The sequence below is a fragment of the Nitrospirota bacterium genome (assembly GCA_040757335.1).
Taxonomy (GTDB): Bacteria; Nitrospirota; Nitrospiria; order 2-01-FULL-66-17; family 2-01-FULL-66-17; genus JBFLXB01.
On the sequence record JBFLXB010000033.1, the window covers coordinates 24,946 to 41,426 of the forward strand.

The 16,481-nt window shown below is 63.9% G+C and carries 17 protein-coding genes and 1 tRNA gene; 7 read left to right on the forward strand and 11 right to left on the reverse strand.

The features are described from left to right. Positions 1–38 precede the first annotated feature (38 nt). From surE to alaC, 10 genes are all read right to left on the reverse strand, one after another. On the reverse strand, positions 39–827 hold the full coding sequence (gene surE / locus AB1451_14610) for a 5'/3'-nucleotidase SurE (protein ID MEW6684128.1): 789 nt from the start codon (positions 825–827) through the stop codon (positions 39–41). A 273-nt stretch (positions 828–1,100) separates the two neighbouring features. Then, a tRNA-Pro gene (locus tag AB1451_14615) sits at positions 1,101–1,177 on the reverse strand. 17 nt (positions 1,178–1,194) lie between these two features. After that, entirely contained in the window at positions 1,195–1,647 is a 453-nt protein-coding gene (locus AB1451_14620; protein MEW6684129.1) for a MerR family transcriptional regulator, read from the reverse strand. After that, a complete protein-coding gene (locus tag AB1451_14625) occupies positions 1,644–1,985 on the reverse strand; it encodes an integration host factor subunit alpha (protein MEW6684130.1) in 342 nt (113 codons plus the stop codon). The genes AB1451_14620 and AB1451_14625 overlap by 4 nt, the downstream gene beginning before the upstream one ends. Before the next feature lie 117 nt (positions 1,986–2,102). Continuing rightward, complete coding sequence (gene cimA / locus AB1451_14630; protein ID MEW6684131.1) at positions 2,103–3,695, reverse strand: citramalate synthase; 1,593 nt, start codon at positions 3,693–3,695, stop codon at positions 2,103–2,105. 128 nt (positions 3,696–3,823) lie between these two features. Then, positions 3,824–5,053: an aspartate kinase gene (locus tag AB1451_14635; protein ID MEW6684132.1), complete on the reverse strand. Its 1,230-nt coding sequence runs from the start codon at positions 5,051–5,053 to the stop codon at positions 3,824–3,826. Positions 5,054–5,164: 111 nt separating this feature from the next. Continuing rightward, a complete protein-coding gene (locus AB1451_14640; GenBank protein MEW6684133.1) occupies positions 5,165–6,403 on the reverse strand; it encodes a cofactor-independent phosphoglycerate mutase in 1,239 nt (412 codons plus the stop codon). A gap of 189 nt (positions 6,404–6,592) precedes the next feature. Next, positions 6,593–7,651 carry a threonine synthase gene (thrC, locus tag AB1451_14645; GenBank protein ID MEW6684134.1) on the reverse strand — a complete coding sequence of 353 codons (1,059 nt, stop codon included), beginning with the start codon at positions 7,649–7,651 and terminating at the stop codon, positions 6,593–6,595. A gap of 1 nt (position 7,652) precedes the next feature. Next, a complete protein-coding gene (locus tag AB1451_14650) occupies positions 7,653–8,966 on the reverse strand; it encodes a homoserine dehydrogenase (GenBank protein ID MEW6684135.1) in 1,314 nt (437 codons plus the stop codon). Positions 8,967–9,029: 63 nt separating this feature from the next. After that, positions 9,030–10,205, reverse strand: coding sequence for an alanine transaminase (gene alaC, locus AB1451_14655; protein MEW6684136.1), 1,176 nt, complete (start codon positions 10,203–10,205; stop codon positions 9,030–9,032). A gap of 244 nt (positions 10,206–10,449) precedes the next feature. Between alaC and AB1451_14660 the strand changes: the two genes are divergently transcribed. Together AB1451_14660 and rhaD are read left to right on the forward strand one after the other, a co-directional pair. Continuing rightward, entirely contained in the window at positions 10,450–11,178 is a 729-nt protein-coding gene (locus AB1451_14660; protein MEW6684137.1) for a pyridoxine 5'-phosphate synthase, read from the forward strand. A gap of 28 nt (positions 11,179–11,206) precedes the next feature. Continuing rightward, positions 11,207–13,255, forward strand: coding sequence for a bifunctional rhamnulose-1-phosphate aldolase/short-chain dehydrogenase (gene rhaD / locus AB1451_14665; protein MEW6684138.1), 2,049 nt, complete (start codon positions 11,207–11,209; stop codon positions 13,253–13,255). Here the strand turns inward: rhaD and AB1451_14670 are convergent. Further along, positions 13,252–13,758 carry a C40 family peptidase gene (locus AB1451_14670; GenBank protein ID MEW6684139.1) on the reverse strand — a complete coding sequence of 169 codons (507 nt, stop codon included), beginning with the start codon at positions 13,756–13,758 and terminating at the stop codon, positions 13,252–13,254. The genes rhaD and AB1451_14670 overlap by 4 nt on opposite strands. A gap of 104 nt (positions 13,759–13,862) precedes the next feature. On the opposite strand from AB1451_14670, the gene AB1451_14675 reads away from it, so the two are divergent. From AB1451_14675 to AB1451_14695, 5 genes are all read left to right on the forward strand, one after another. Beyond that, the gene (locus tag AB1451_14675) at positions 13,863–14,069 is read left to right on the forward strand and encodes an AtpZ/AtpI family protein (GenBank protein ID MEW6684140.1); all 207 of its coding nucleotides are present in this window, start codon (positions 13,863–13,865) and stop codon (positions 14,067–14,069) included. Between the two features lie 2 nt (positions 14,070–14,071). After that, entirely contained in the window at positions 14,072–14,797 is a 726-nt protein-coding gene (locus tag AB1451_14680; GenBank protein ID MEW6684141.1) for a F0F1 ATP synthase subunit A, read from the forward strand. A gap of 30 nt (positions 14,798–14,827) precedes the next feature. Continuing rightward, the gene (gene atpE, locus AB1451_14685) at positions 14,828–15,058 is read left to right on the forward strand and encodes an ATP synthase F0 subunit C (protein MEW6684142.1); all 231 of its coding nucleotides are present in this window, start codon (positions 14,828–14,830) and stop codon (positions 15,056–15,058) included. Between the two features lie 3 nt (positions 15,059–15,061). Further along, the gene (gene atpF, locus AB1451_14690) at positions 15,062–15,553 is read left to right on the forward strand and encodes a F0F1 ATP synthase subunit B (protein ID MEW6684143.1); all 492 of its coding nucleotides are present in this window, start codon (positions 15,062–15,064) and stop codon (positions 15,551–15,553) included. A 75-nt stretch (positions 15,554–15,628) separates the two neighbouring features. After that, complete coding sequence (locus AB1451_14695; GenBank protein ID MEW6684144.1) at positions 15,629–16,357, forward strand: HAD family hydrolase; 729 nt, start codon at positions 15,629–15,631, stop codon at positions 16,355–16,357. The last annotated feature ends 124 nt before the right edge of the window (positions 16,358–16,481 follow it).

Below are 16,481 nucleotides of genomic sequence, written 5' to 3' on the forward strand. Positions count from 1 at the left end.
GGGAGGTCGCGTTGACCGGAGCGACGCGGCGGCGCTCCTTATCGGGCCCGCCGCGCCGCGGACCTCGACAGCCGAGGCTCCCACGTCGCCAGCGTGGACAGGGCGGAATAGTTGGTCAAATCAAGGTGCACGGGGCTCACGGAAATGTAGCCAGCCTGCACGGCCCCGAAGTCGGTGCCCTCGTTTTCGACTCCGAACATCCGATTCCCCCCGATCCAGTAGTATTTGCGGCCCCGCGGATCTCTGTTTTCGATGATGTCGTTGGCGTCGTAGGAGCGGCGGCCCAGGCGCGTGATCTTGACCCCGCGGACGTCGGCAGATTTCAGGTCCGGGACGTTCACATTGAGCAGCGTATCGCGGGGGAGACCCTGTTCCAACACGGCCTCGGCCAGCTGCACCGCCACCTCCGCGGCCGCGTCGAACTGGAAGGCGCCCTCGCCGGCCTGCGAGACGGCGATCGAGGGGATGCCCAACAGCGTCCCTTCCATGGCTGCCGAAACCGTGCCGGAATAGGTGACGTCGTCGGCCAGGTTCTCACCCAAGTTGATGCCGGAGACGACCAAGGCGGGCCGCTCCTTGAGGATGGTGATGACTCCCAGGTTGATGCAGTCGGTGGGCGTGCCGCTGGTGCTGTAGACGCCGTCCGCGAGCTGAGTGACGCGCAGGGGTTTGTGCAGCGTGATGGCGTGGCTGGCGGCATTGCGCTCGCCGTCGGGGGCCACGACCGTGACGTCTCCGATCGCACGCAAGGCTTCGGCCAGGCGTTTGAGGCCCAAGGAGTGCACACCGTCGTCGTTGGAGATCAGGATTCTGGGTTTGGAGGACATGAGCAAAGCCGGCGTCGTGCTAAAGCCTTGGAGACACACTCCGTCTGCAGAAAGAAAACAGCCGAGGCCACGGAACTCGCAGCCTCGGCGCTGGAATGCCGCGCCTACGTGGCGTCACGAAAACGCGATGCAGAATGTCCTAAACCGAAACACTCTCCAAGCCTCGGCGCTGGAGACCGCGCCTGCGTTTGGCTACGCAAGCGAGAACCTGCACCGCGCCTGGTAAGGCGCGGAATACAAGTAGTTCCACTCACCGACCAGGTGGCGAAGCAATGGTCGGGGCGACTGGATTTGAACCAGCGACCACTCGCACCCCAAGCGAGTGCGCTACCAGGCTGCGCTACGCCCCGAATCCCCCGTGAAGATGTTATGATCGCCCGCGCCCCTCGTGCTCCGCACCTGGCTTGGCGGACACGGGGCGCGGCGCGCACGACTTCAGATCATCCAAGATCGACTGCAGTTGCCCGCGAATCTGGCCCAGGAGCGCGCGTTTTTCCACCGGGTCGGCCTGTCCGCCGCCGCGCAGTCGCTTACGCGCGCCGGCGATCGTGAACCCCTGTTCGTACAGCATCCGTTTGATCTGGAGCACGAGGTCCACGTCCTTCTTCGTATACACCCGCTGCCCTCCCGAACTTTTTCGGGGCCGCAGCACCGGAAACTCGGTTTCCCAGTACCGCAGAACGTACGACTCCAACCCCGTGAGTCGGCTGACCTCGCCGATCTTGTAGAAGAGTCTGTCGCTCGATAGTGCGCCGATCGCTCGTTTCCCGCGCGAACTACCGGTGACCGGGGACGCTGATGATCGATCCGGAGCGCTCATGGCGCGTCGACCTGTTCGGTATCGGTCTCTTCGGACGATCCGGGTTTGCCGTCGCCCGACTGCGCGTCGTTGACGTAGCGTTTGAACACCTGGCTGGGCCGGAACGTCACGACCTTCCGCGGGGTGATGCCGATTTCTTCTCCGGTCTTGGGGTTGCGGCCCTTCCGGGCGCGTTTGTGGCGCACCACGAAGTTGCCGAACCCCGCGATCTTCACAGTCTCGCCCTTCTGAAGCACGCCCTTGATCGAATCCAGCATCAACTCCAAGATGTCGGAGGCATCCTTTTTCGGGATTCCCAGCTTTTCATACACCTCAGTCGCGATGTCGGCCTTTCTCATGGCTCCTGCTCCAACGCCCCGCGCCTCACGCCACGAACGCCATCCGCTCCCGAAATTACGGCCACCCTAACGAAACGGTGTCCTAAAGTCAAGGAAAATCAACTGGTTACTCGAAAATCAGGTCCGCGCGGTGCCGCCGCGGAGCAACCGGTACTCGATACTGTCCACCAACGCCTGCCAGCTCGCCTCGATCAGGTTGGAGGAGACGCCCACCGTGCCCCATTTGCGCTCGTGGTCGCCGGACTCGATCAACACGCGCACCCGCGACGCGGTGCCGTCCTGCCCCGACAGCACCCGCACTTTGTAATCCAAGAGACGGACCTGCCGAAGCTGCGGATAGAATCCCTCCAGCGCTTTACGCAACGCGTGGTCGAGGGCATTGACGGGTCCGGCGCCCACGGACGCCGTGTGCTCGATGTCGTTGCCCACGCGCAACATGATGGTGGCTTCGCAGAGCGGCTCCTCGGCCTCGCGGCGTTTCTCCACGATGACGCGAAAGCCGATCAAATCAAAAAACCGCCGGTGCGTGCCGAGCGCCTTGCGCATGAGCAACTCGAACGAACCGTCCGCGCCTTCGTACTGATACCCCTGGCGCTCCAGTTCCTTCAGCGTGGCGAGCAGGTCGTGGAGCCGCGGGTCCGCCGCCGCGACGTTGATCCCGTATTCGGCAGCCTTCTCCAGCAGACTGCCGCGCCCGGCCGCGTCGGACACCAGGATCCGACGGCGGTTGCCCACCACCTCGGGCGGCACGTGCTCGTAGGTTTGGGCTTTCTTGCGGACCGCGTGCACGTGCACCCCGCCCTTGTGCGCGAAGGCGCTCTCGCCCACGTAGGCCTGCCGCGTGTTGGCGGGGAGGTTGGCGATCTCGTAGACGTAGCGCGCGGTCTCGGTCAGGTGCGACAACTGCGCGTCGCTCACCACGGGCCGGCCCAGCTTGAGGCGCAAGTTGGGGATCAGCGAGCAGAGGTTGGCGTTGCCGCAACGCTCGCCGAACCCGTTGATCGTCCCCTGTACCTGGACCACGCCCTGCTCCACGGCCACCAAGGAGTTGGCCACCGCCACCTCGGCGTCATTGTGGGCGTGGATGCCCAGAGGAGCCTTGATTGTGCGGGCCACGGTCGCTACGATCTCCGCGACCTCCCACGGCATGGTGCCGCCGTTGGTGTCGCAGAGCGTGATGCGGTCCGCGCCCTCGGACCGGGCGCGCTCGATCGTGGCCAACGCGTGCTCGGGGTTGGCCTTGTAGCCGTCGAAGAAATGCTCGGCGTCGTACACCACCACCTTGCGCTTGGCCTTGAGATACGCCACCGAGTCGCCGATGAGCTCCAGATTCTTCTTGAGCGACACGCCCAGCGCTTCGGTGACGTGGAGATCCCAACTCTTCCCGAAGATCGTGATCACGGGGGTCTGCGCGTCGAGGAGCGCTTGCATGGACGGGTCTTTCTGGACGCGGTGCTTGGCGCGCCGCGTCGCGCCGAACGCCGCGATCTGGGCCTGTTTCAGCGGGAGCCGACGGACCTCTTTGAAGAACTCCGCGTCCTTTGGATTCGCACCCGGCCACCCGCCTTCGATGTAGGGAATGCCCAGCTCATCGAGCTTCTGGACGATCAGCAGCTTGTCCTCGACCGAAAACGCAATGTCCTCCGCCTGCGCCCCATCGCGCAGCGTGGTGTCGTAAAGTTCGATCAAATGTTCTTGTGGTTTCTTCATTGCTTCACACCGCGAAGCGGAGCCCGTTCAGGAGCGCGCCAGATGCAAGGCGCCGCGAGCACCGGAGCGCAGCGTACTGTGTGCGTACGTGAGCACCGGAGCGCAGCGGCAACGCCGCAGATGGCCGCTCATGGACGGGCTGCCTCCCCGAGGCCGAAGGCTTGGTGCAGCGCGCGGACCGCCAATTCGACATACTTCGCATCCACCACGCAGGAGATCTTGATCTCGCTGGTGGAGATCATCATGATGTTGATCCCTTCCCGCGCCAGAGTGTCGAACATGGTCGCGGCGACGCCGGAGTGCGAACGCATGCCGACCCCGACGATCGACACCTTCGCGATGCCTTCGGACAACTCGACATCCCTGGCCCCAATCTCGCGTGCGAGGGTTTTGACCAACGCCACCGCCTTCTTCGCGTCTCCGGTGGGGACGGTGAACGAGATATCAGTCAGACCATCCTGGCTGATGTTCTGGATGATCATGTCGACGACAATGTTTTCTTTGGCGATGCCGCCGAAGAGCCGCGCCGCAATGCCGGGGCGGTCCGGCACGCCCAGGAGCGTGATCTTGGCTTGATTGCGGTCGTAGGTGACGCCGGAAACCACGACCTGTTCCATTTCGCGATCCTCCTTCGTGACGAGCGTTCCGGTCGGGGACTCGGTGAAACTGGACAACACGCGGACCGGAACCTGGTATTTCATTGCGAACTCCACGGACCGCGTCTGGAGCACCTTGGCGCCCAGGCTCGCCATCTCGAGCATTTCCTCGTAGGAAATTTTCTCGAGCCGACGGGCCCCGGGCACGATGTTGGGATCGGTGGTGTACACGCCGTCCACGTCGGTATAGATGTCGCACCGGTCGGCCTTGAGCGCGGCGGCCAGAGCCACGGCCGTCGTGTCCGAGCCGCCCCGGCCCAGCGTGGTCACATCGGATTTCTCGTTGATCCCCTGAAACCCGGCGACTACCGGAATCACGCCCTCAGCCAAGGCCTCGCGCACGCGCTCCCCGGTGACGTGCTCGATGCGCGCCTTGGTGTGTACGGCGTTGGTCACGATTCCCACCTGCCGACCCGTGAATGAACGAGCGGGATACCCCCGCTCGCTGAGCGCCATTGCGAGCAGCGCGATGGTGACGCGTTCACCCGTGGACAATAACATGTCCAACTCGCGTTCATCAGGGTTCGGGCTGATGGCGTGAGCGAGCGCGAGGAGCCGGTCGGTCTCGCCGCTCATCGCGGAGAGGACCACTACCACGTCGTCCCCGCTTTTCTTGGTGCGGATCACGCGTTCGGTCACCGCCTGAATGCGTTCGGGCGTTCCGACCGACGTCCCGCCGTATTTCTGAACGATTAACGCCATGAGTCAGCGAGAAATCGTTATCCGTGGCTCGTTGACAGTTGTTCGTGACTGACGGATGCCGAGCAACGGCGAACGGTCAACGTACAACGAGGTTTCCCTTCAGCACCATCATCATCCCTTCAGGAAATACTCCATCAACCGGTGCCCGTCGGGGATGAGTTTTCCGCTCGCTTTGGCTGCGCGTTCGTTGAACGAGTCCGCGGTGCCCGTGTGGGCCTGCGGCGCGCCGCCGCGTTGGTGCAACACGTAGGGAACGGGATCGGGAGTGTGCGATCGGGTGGATACCGGGGCGACGTGATCGCACAGCGCCAGAACGCACAAAGCCGGCTCGCCGGCCGTGGCTTGAACGATCCGGCCGACCACGCGAGCGTCGAAATCCTCGATCGCGCGGATCTTCGCGTCCAGGTCGCCGTTGTGGCTGGCCTCGTCCGGAGCCTCCACGTGCAGAACGACGAGGTCGTGGTCCTTCAACGCTTGGACCGCGGCGTCCACCTTGCCCTCGTAGTCCGTGTCCAAATAACCCGTGGCTCCAGGCACGTGGATCACGTCCAGACCCACGGCCAATGCAAGGCCTTTCATCACGTCCACCGCGGCGATCAGCGCGCCCCGTTTGCCGAAGCGGTCGACGAACGGCGTCAGTTCCGCGGCCTTCCCTTGGCCCCAGATCCAAATCCCGTTGGCGGGCTTGAGGCCCTGATCCACGCGCTCGATGTTCAAAGGGTGCAGCGCGAGGACAGCCACCGCGCTCTCCATGACTTTGCGCAACATGTCGGCACCGTCACCGGTCGGCAGCCCGCCGGTGACGGGTTTGCCGGCGAGGTCATAAGGCGGCACACACGTCACGCGCGAGCGGCCGCCGATCCAGACCATCAGGTGTCGGTAACTCACGCCTGCGTAGAACTGCAGGAACTCGGTGGCAAGTTGGCTGTTGAGCTCTTGAATCAACTCGCGCGAATCATCGGAGCTGACGTGACCCGCGCTGGAATCTTCCAGGACGACGTGGGGGCCCAAGCGCTCGATGTCGTACCCCCGCTGTTCGTCTCTGAGCGTGACCAGGTTGCAGCGGAACACGACGTCGTCTTTGCCCACGGCGACGCCGAGGCTCGCCGCTTCGAGCGGGGAGCGTCCCAGTTGGGGATATTTCTTCGGGTCGTACCCCAGGATCGACAGATTGGTGGCTTCACTGGTGGGCATCAAGCCCTGCGGCGTGGTCCGCACCAGGCCCACCTCGCCCTGATGCGCCAAAGCATCCAGGTTCGGCGTTTTGGCCGCCTCCAGCGGTGTCCGGTTATTCAACCGCGGAATGGGCAGGTCGGCCATCCCGTCTGCGAGCAACACCAGGTATTTCATGGCTGGCCCTTATGCCTCCTCGCTAGCGCCTGTCCATGAACGGCCATCTGCGGCGTTGTCGCTGCGCGTCCGCTCCTCACGTCTTCGTAGGGGCGTATTGCAATACGCCCCTACAGGTCCGGTTCTCGCTCCGCCTTGCATCTGCCGCATTCCTGAACAGGCTTCGCTCGCCCAATACTCGGACGAGACCTAATATCCCAAAACTTTGACCACGTCTTCCAGCCGTGCCTTGATCGTGGTGGGCTTCTGCGACACGCTCATCGCGATATCGGAGTCCTTCAGCCCATGGCCGGTGAGCGTGCACACGACGGTTTCCCCGCCCAGGAAGTAGCCGGCCTTGCTGAGCTTGATCACACCCGCCACCGACGCCGCGGACGCGGGTTCGCAAAACACGCCTTCGAGCCCCGCGATCATTCGATAGGCCTCGATGATCTCGTCGTCGGTCACCAGGTCGATCTGCCCCTTGGACTCGGCCGCGGCCTCCACCGCGGTTTTCCAGCTCGCGGGGTTCCCGATGCGAATCGCGGTGGCGATGGTCCGCGGCTTCTCAACCACGTGTCCGAGCACGATCGGCGCCGCCCCCGCGGCTTGAAAGCCGATCATACGCGGCAACCGATCAACGCGGCCACACGCATGGTACTCCCGATACCCGCGCCAATAGGCCGTGATGTTGCCCGCGTTCCCGACCGGGAGGACGTGGACGTCGGGCGCGCCGCCCAATTGATCGCACACCTCGAACGCCGCGGTCTTCTGGCCTTCCAGGCGGAAGGGATTGATCGAGTTGACGAGCGTGACGGGATACCGCTCCGCCACGCCTTTGACGATGGCCAACGCCTCGTCGAAGTTGCCCTCCACCTGGATCACCCGCGCGCGATGGATCATGGCCTGGGCGAGTTTGCCCATTGCGATCTTGCCCTCGGGAATCAGCACGAACACCCGCATCCCGGCGCGGGCTCCGTACGCCGCGGCGGACGCCGACGTGTTGCCGGTGGACGCGCAGATCACGGCGTCGGCGCCGGCCTCGGCCGCCTTGGAAATGGCGAGCGTCATGCCGCGGTCTTTGAACGAGCCGGTGGGGTTCGCGCCCTCGAATTTCAGGAACAGACGCAACGCCGGCGCGATCGCGGCCGCGAGGTTCTTGGTCTCGATGAGCGGGGTGTTGCCCTCGTTGAGCGTGACGATCGGCGTGCGGTCGGTCACCGGCAGCAGCTCGCGATACTGTTCGATGACGCCTCGCCAGCGGGTCACGTTAGTCTCCCTCATCCTCCACTCTAATCAACACGGTCTTGTCGACCACCGCCGGCAGCCGATCGATTTCGGCCAATGCGCGCCGGACGTCGCGCTCGAGCGCGCGATGGGTCATCATGACCACGGGGACGGCCCCGCCGGCCTTGCGGCCTTTTTGGAGGACCGAGGAGATGCTGATGTTGTATTGGCCCAGCACGCCGGAGATCGCCGACAGCACGCCGGGATTGTCCAACACCGAGCAACGCAGGTAATACAAACTCGAAATCTCTTCCATTGCCAGCAAGCGGAGCGGGCGTCGACCCGGGCCGTCGTACGAGGTCGGGGGCACCCGACCCGCGGCGTCGTGGCGGATGTTGCGGGCGATCGCGACCAGGTCGCTGACCACGGCGCTGGCCGTGGGGTGATCCCCCGCGCCCCGGCCGTAGAACAAGGTCTGTCCCACGAAGTCGCCGACCACGTAGATGGCGTTGAACACGCCGCCCACCTGCGCCAGCAGGTTCTCTTCCGGAATCATGGTGGGGTGCACTCGGGCTTCGATTGCGTCCGGTTGCGCCTTGGCGATGGCCAGCAGCTTGATCCGATACCCGAACTCGCGTGCAAATTCGATGTCCAACGGCGTCACGGCCGTGATGCCCTCGGTGTAGATCTCTTTGAGCGTAACCGGGGTGCCGAACGCGAGCGACACGAGGATGGCGAGTTTGTTGGCGGAGTCGTGTCCTTCGACGTCGCTCGTGGGGTCGGCTTCGGCGTAGCCGGCCTGTTGCGCTTCAACCAGCACGTCCCCGAAGGCTTTGCGTTCGTCGGTCATCTTGGTCAGGATGAAGTTCGACGTGCCGTTGATGATCCCGTAAATCGATTCGATCCGGTTGCCGGAGAGCCCTTCTTTGAGCGCGCGGATGATCGGGATGCCGCCCCCGACCGCACCCTCGAACTCAAAATCCACCCCTCGCGCGGCCGCGGCCGCGAACAGCTCCTCGCCGGAGGCCGCGAGCAGCGCCTTGTTCGCGGTGACGATGTGTTTGCCCCGCGCCATCGCGTCGAGCAGATACCGTTTGGCGGGCTCGATGCCACCGATCAATTCCACGACGATCTGGACATCGGGATGGTTGATGACCTCGGCGGCATCGGTGGTGAGCAGCCCCGGAGGCAACGCGACCCCGCGGTCGCGTCGGATGTCCAAGTCCGCAACCTTGACCAGCTCCAACGGAACCCCGATCCTCCGCCCCAGCACGTCGGCGTTGTGCAGCAAGAGTTTGACCACTCCGGAGCCGACCGTACCGAACCCCAAGATGCCGATACCAACGCGAGAGATCATCGTCGCAGTGCGAGGCGTGAGGAATTCACCGAATGCTTGCCCGGCGCTCGGGCCGGGACGGTTTTACCTATGACGCAACACCCGCTTGAGGCCTTGGATCGCCTGCCGGGTCCGGTGTTCGTTTTCCACCAATGCGAAACGCACGCCGTCGTCGCCGTATTCGCCGAAGCCGATTCCCGGCGAGACCGCGACCTTCGCCTCGGTCAGCAACAGCTTCGCGAACTCCAATGAGCCCATGTGGCGAAAGGGTTCGGGGATCGGGGCCCACACAAACATGGTCGCGCGCGGCTTGTCAACCGGCCAGCCGATGCGGTTCAGACCGTTGACCAACACGTCGCGGCGCTTGCGGTAGGTTTCGACGATGTCCGCCACGCAGTCCTGCGGCCCATTCAGCGCCACGGTGGCGGCGATCTGCACCGGCTGAAACACGCCGTAGTCCAGGTAGCTCTTGATCTTGCCGAGCGCCCCGACCATCTCGCGATTGCCCACGCAGAACCCCACGCGCCACCCCGGCATACTGTAGCTCTTGGACAGCGTGAAAAACTCCACGCCGACGTTTTTGGCCCCGGGCACCTGCAAAAAACTGGGTGCGCGGTAGCCGTCGAACACCAGGTCGGCGTACGCCAGGTCGTGGACCACGAGCAGGTTGTTTTCGGTGGCGAAGTCGACCACCTGCTTGAAAAAGCCCAGGTCCACCACGCGGGTGGTGGGGTTGTGGGGGAAATTGACGATCAGCATCTTGGGTCGCGGCCACGTTTGTTTGTACGCCGCGGTCATGTCTTCGAAAAAATCCGAATCGCCCCGCAACGGGATGCTCTTGACCTGCCCGCCGGCGATGATCACGCTGTAAAAGTGGATCGGATAGGTGGGACTGGGTGTCAGCACGACATCGCCGGGCTCGACCATGGCGAGCGCCAAGTGGGCGAGGCCTTCTTTGGAGCCGATGGTGACGATCACCTCGGTCTCGGGGTCGACGCTGACGTCGTAATGACGCTGATACCATGCTGCCATGGCTTCGCGCAGCTTGGGGATCCCCTTCGAGAGCGAATAGCGGTGGTTTTTGGGGTTGCGCACGGACTCGATCAGCTTGTCTTGGATGTGGCGGGGCGTGGGCGTGTCCGGGTTCCCCATCCCGAAGTCGAGAATATCCTCCCCTCGTCGCCTCGCCTCGGTCTTCATCGCAGTGACGATGCTGAAGACGTACGGCGGGAGGCGTGCGATGCGCGAAAATGCGTCCACCGGTCCTCTGAATGTCGTGCGCCGCCGTGGAAAGACGGCCGCCATCCCCCATGGAAATGATGCGCCTCATGATACGGAAAGGCCCGGACTTTGTCAAACCGAGAACGCCCGTCCATATGGAGAAAGCCCTCATTTTTCCGGCAGTTCCGCGAACGTTCGGGTATGCCTCCAAGGGATTTCGCTTGATTTTTCATCCGGGCCGGTGCCACAATGCCGCGCAATCGGCGGGGGACTCGCTGCTCGTATGGCGCAACTGGGAGTCAAAGTCGATCATATCGCCACGCTCCGCCAGGTTCGCGGGGGCGTGGAACCAAACGTGGCGGCGGCCGCTCTGTTGGCGGAGCTCGGTGGAGCCGACTGGATCATCGCGCATCTCCGGGAGGACCGACGCCACATCCAGGATCGCGACCTGTACGCGCTGCAACAGGTGGCGCCGTCCCGCGTCACGCTGGAAATCTCTCTCGCGGATCGGATGCTCAAGTTCGCCGTGGAGCTGCGGCCGGCGAGGGTCACGTTGGTTCCCGAGCAGCCCATGGAGCTGACCACCGAGGCGGGGCTGGATATGATCGGCAAACGCGACGTCGTGGCCCACGCCGCCTCGACACTGGTGCAAGCGGGCATCCCGGTCACGCTCCTGATCCAGCCCTTGGTCGATGACGTGAAGGCCTGCCACCGCTTGGGCCACCCGGGCTTGTCGGTGGAACTCAACGCCACGCCGTATCGATCCGCCAAGACGCCGGCCGACCGACGGTCGTGGGAGGAACAGATCGCCACCACCGCAAAACTCGCCTTCAAATTGGGCATACCAGTGCAGGTCGGCCACGGATTGACCGCCGATGCGATCCGCGCGCTGGCCGCGGTGCCGGAGATCACCCAGTTCAACGTGGGACACGCGCTGGTGGCGCGGGCCGCGCTGGTCGGCGTGGAGCAGGCGGTTCGGGAGATGAAAGCCGCCGCCGCGGTCACCAAATGACTCCACCCCGCCGACCCGGCCTTACCCCATGAAGAGCCTCTGGTCGGATCGCGATGCCCGCGGATTGGACGGTCTGGATGTGCTCGTCTACACCTCCCGCCTGATCGGGGCCAGTCCCAACCTGGTGCTTTGGGGCGGGGGGAACTCATCGGCCAAGGTGACGGGCAAGGACCACGCGGGACGATCCACGCGCATCCTCTACATCAAAGGCAGCGGCTCGGACATGAAGACGATCACGGCGCAGCAGTTTACGCCGCTGCGATTGGACGACCTGTTGCCGCTGATCAGTCGGCAGGCCATGACGGACGAGGACATGGTCGCGTACCAGGCGAAGTCCACGCTGGAGCCCGGGGCGCCCAAGCCGTCGATCGAAACGCTCCTGCACGCCTTCATCCCGGCGACGCACATCTACCATACCCACGCCGACGCGATCTGTACGTTGACCGACGTCCCGAACAGCCAGGAAGTCATCCGCAAGATCTACGGGGAGGAGATCGTGGTGGTACCCTATCTCCGCCCGGGATTTCTGCTCTCCAAACGCACCGGCGAGGCCGTGAAGCGGCGTCCGAACGCGCGTGCCGTGATCCTCGACAAACACGGGCTCATCACCTGGGGCGAATCCGCCAAGGCCGCGTATCTCGACACGATCAAGTACGTCACCATGGCCGAGCGGTACATCGGGGCCAAGCAACCGCGCCGCCTGCGTCCACGGGCGCCGATACGCGCCGCGGCGTTGCGCCGCCGCGAGGTCGCGGCAGTGATTGCGCCGGTGCTGCGGGGGGAGGTCAGCCGTGCCAAACCCGTCGTGCTGTTGTACGACGACCGGCCCGAGGTGCTGGAGTTCACGCACAGCGCCGACCCCAAGACCCTGACCGGTCCCTTCACCCCGGATCATCTGCTCTACACCAAACCTTGGCCGCTTGCCGTGGACCGCGCGGCGTCGCGCGATGAACGAACGCTCCTCCTCGAACTGCCCAGGGCGTTGGAGCGCTACCGGACTCGCTACGCGCAGTATTTCGCCAAATACAGGGCGCCGGGCGTCACCATGGGTGATCCGAATCCGCGGATCATCCTGATCCCGGGCGTGGGAATGTTCACGACCGGAAAGAATCGTCGCGAAACCATGATCGCGCGCGACCTGTACCTGCACACGATGGGTGTGATCCGCGCCGCGGAGGCGCTGGGCGGATATCGGCCCCTTCCGCCACGCGACCTGTGCGATTTCGAGTACTGGCCCATGGAGAACTTTAAGCTGACCCTCGCGCCGCCGGAAAAAACCCTGTCCCGGCGGATCGCGCTGATCACCGGCGCGGCCGGGGGAATCGGCCGCGCCATTGCCGAGCGCCTCCTGGCCGAAGGCGCGGTCGCGGCCATGACCGACGTGGATGTCGACGCCACGCGCAAGCTCGCGGAAGAGTACAACCGGCGCTTCGGGGACGGCCACGCCGTCGGGATCGAGATGGACGTCACGGACGAGCGCTCCGTGCGTCGCGCCTTCGCCGAAACCGTGCTCACCTTCGGGGGCCTCGACATTTTCGTATCCAACGCCGGCATCGCGCACTGCGCGCCGGTCGACCGGCTTTCGCGCGCCGACTGGGAACGGTCGGTGGCGGTCAACGCCACCGGCCACTTGCTGACGTCGCAAGAGGCGATCCGCATCATGAGGGCGCAGGGGATTGGTGGGGCGATCGTGGTCATCTCCACCAAGAACGTCCTTTCCCCGGGCCAAGACTTCGGGGCGTATTCCGCGTCCAAGGCCGCGCAGAACCAACTGGCCAAGATCATGGCGATCGAGAACGCCCGCTACGGGATCCGCGTCAACATGATCAACCCCGACGCGGTCTTCCTCAATTCAGGGTTATGGTCGCCCGAGATTCGGGCCGAACGCGCCAAGGCGCACGGAATTTCGATCGATCAGGTCGAAGACTTTTACGCGAAGCGAAACCTCTTGGGGGCGAAGATCCTGCCGCAGGACGTAGCCGAAGCCGTGCTGTTCTTCGCGTCCAACCGCTCGTCCAAGACGACCGGATCCGTTCTTCCGGTTGATGGCGGGGTAAAAGACGCGTTTCCGCGTTAGCTAGTCAGCACCCGGCGCGCGCCCAAGAAGCGCGTCCGCCAGTAGTCCTTCTCCAAACTCTGCACGTTGACCACGCCGCCCGAACTGGGCGCGTGGATGAACCGGCCGTTGCCCAGGTAGATCCCCAGATGCAGGTCTTTTTTGCGGTCGATGCGAAAGTACACGAGATCTCCAGGCTGAAGCTGTCTGGGCGAGAGCGGTTCGCCGTACTGGATTTGGTCAATCGACGTGCGCGGAAGCGTGAGCCCGGCGGCTTTGCGAAAGACGTACCGTATATATCCCGTGCAATCAAAGCCCGCAGGGGTGGTGCCCCCGAACTTGTACGGCGTGCCCACCAGCGCCGTGGCGGTTTCGATCACTTGCTTGCGGACATCAGAGACAGGCCGCGCGGGAGCGGCCATGAGAGCGTCATAATCGAGTCCGGGCTTGCCGCGGGCTTCTTTGGGGAGCGGGGATCCTGCGCAGGCTGAAAGCGACAACCCGACGAGGGTGAGGACGATCACGCGGAGCATGCTCGGAAGATAGCAGAGGATCGGCGACTGACAAGTGCCGCGCTTGACTCGCTGCGAAGCTTTCCGTTACAGTACCGACCTTTAAGGGGCGCCCGATGGCCGAGGACGACGCGTTCCGCAAGGGTTTGGCGTTGGCCGGTCGAGTGGGCGTGGAGCTGGTAGCGGCCACGGTGGTGGGAACAGGTCTGGGTTACCTGTTGGACCAATGGCTGGGTACCGGGCCGTGGCTCTTGATCGTCGGGGTGTTTTTAGGCGCGACCGCCGGTATCCTGGCGATCTTTCGGATGGCTAAGAACCTGTAGGCATGGAAAATCCGCTGCATCACTTTGAGCTGCACCCGCTGGTCCCGCTCTCGCTGTTCGGGCTCGACATCTCCATCAACAAGGCGATCATCATGATGTGGATCGCCTGCGGCCTGGTTTTTCTCTTCTTCTACGTCGCTACGCAAGGCCGCAGCTTGGTGCCCCGCCGCGTCCAGAACATCGCCGAGGTGGCCGTGGAGTTCTTGCGCGGGTTGGCCGTGGAGAACATGGGCCCGCTCGGCCACAAGTTCTTTCCTTTCATCGCCACGCTGTTCTTCTTCGTGCTGTTCGCCAATCTATTGGGGTTGATCCCCGGCGCGTACACCGTGACCAGCCAACTGATGGTCACGGGCTTTTTCGCGCTGGTCGTCTACGTGATGAGTCTGATTGTCGGCTTTGTCCTGCACGGCACGCACTTTTTTTCCATCCTGGCGCCGGCGGGTACACCAGGATGGCTGTTGCCGTTGATGGTTCCGATCGAGATCATCAGCCAGCTCGCGCGGCCCGTGACCTTGGCGGTCCGGCTTTTTGCCAACATGACCGCGGGTCATATCATCCTGATCGTGCTCTTTTCGCTCATGATGACGGCGCCGATCTATATCGGCTGGCTGCCGTTCGGGTTCACGGTGGCGATCTACGGCTTGGAGGTGTTCGTGGCGTTCATTCAGGCCTATATTTTCACGATTTTGACGTGCGTCTATTTGGGAGACGCTGTTAAACTGCACTAACCGTTCACTGCACGGAAGGGAGAGCACACGATGGATGCATCGGCAGCAGCGTTGTTGGGCATGGGAATCGCGGCCGCGGGATTCGGCGGCGCGGGCATCGGGATCGGCTACATCTTCGGGAAAATGATCGAATCCACGGCGCGGCAGCCCGCGGCGGAGGCTAGGGTCGGCAAATACATGTGGATCGGCTTCGCCCTGGTGGAAGCCATCGCGTTGTATGGGTTGGTCATCGCGTTCATCATCATGGGCCTGCGCGGATAATCCATGCCTCAATTCGACACCCACTTTCTGACGCCGCTGCTGTTCTGGTCTGCGGTTTCGTTCGCGATTCTCCTCTTCTTGCTGAAGCGCTACGCGTTTCCGGCGATCACGGAGATGTTGGACGCGCGCGAGCGCACGATTGCGCAGAATCTGGCCAAGGCCGAGCAGGCCCGCAAGGAAGCGGAACAGCTCCTTGCCGAGTACCAGACCAAACTCAAGGCCGCGCAACAGGAAGCCACGGCCCTGCTCGACCAGGCGCGCAAGCAGGCGCAACAGGCGTCCGACGAGAACCAGCGCCGGGTCAAGGAAGAGACCGATCGCATGCTGGCCGCGGCGCGTGACGAGATGGCGCGTGAGCGCCTTCGCCTGAGCAAGGAGCTCAGAGAGCAGGCCGTAGACCTGGTGCTGGCCGCGACCGAACGGGTGATCCGCCGAAATCTGACCGACGCCGACTCGAAGCGCCTGGTCAAAGAGGCGATCGAGCAACTCAACTAGGGACCTGCCCGAGCATTCGGCCAGTTGAGCCCGTCCAGGAAGGGCTCCTTGCGCACGGGGCGAGGGTCCCGCGCTATGCCCCACTTCCGCGCCGTTCTGTTCGATCTCTGCGACACGCTCGTGCACTTCGACGCCGAGCGCCTGCCTCTCATTGAGATCGACAACCAACCCACACGCACGACGGCGCAGGCCATTTACGCCGCCATCGGACCGTCGCCGCCGGTGGACTTCGATGGGTTTTTCAGCTGCCTGAAAGCGGTGACCTCGGAGATCGCTGCCCAGCGCGATCTTGATCACCGGGAAGTCACTTCACAAGAGCGGTTTCGCTTGGTGCTGGATCGGCTCGGCTTGGCCGCCTCACCTCGTGACGCCACGCGATTGGTGGAGGCCCACATGACCCGCCTGGCCGAGGCCTTGGTGACACCGGAGCACCATCCTCGGGTGTTGGCGACGCTCGCCGCGCGCTATCGCCTCGGGGTCGTCACGAATTTCGACCACGCACCCACGGTTCGCGATATCTTGGCGCGGGACGGGCTCGACCCCTACCTTGCGACCGTGATCATTTCCAGTGAGATCGGTTGGCGGAAGCCTCATCGGACGATGTTTCTGACCGCAATCGAGCGGCTGGGAATCGCCGCTGGGGATGCGTTGTTCGTGGGCGACAACTTCGAGTTGGATGTGGTGGGCGCGTCCCACGCGGGATTGACGGCGGTGTGGTACCGGCACGGATCGGGCGAGGCGTTGCAGAGCGGCCACCAGACCGTTTCCGACCTCGCCGAGTTGTCGCGACTCTTACACTCTTAGCAGGGTGCTGAAAAAATGACTTGTCGAACCATCAATCCATCCCGGAAGAATCCCACGGGCCGTAGGCACCGGGGACTGGCCGTTGGGTTGGTCGGCGGACAGCGCCCGTGTCGCCTGCTCCGGC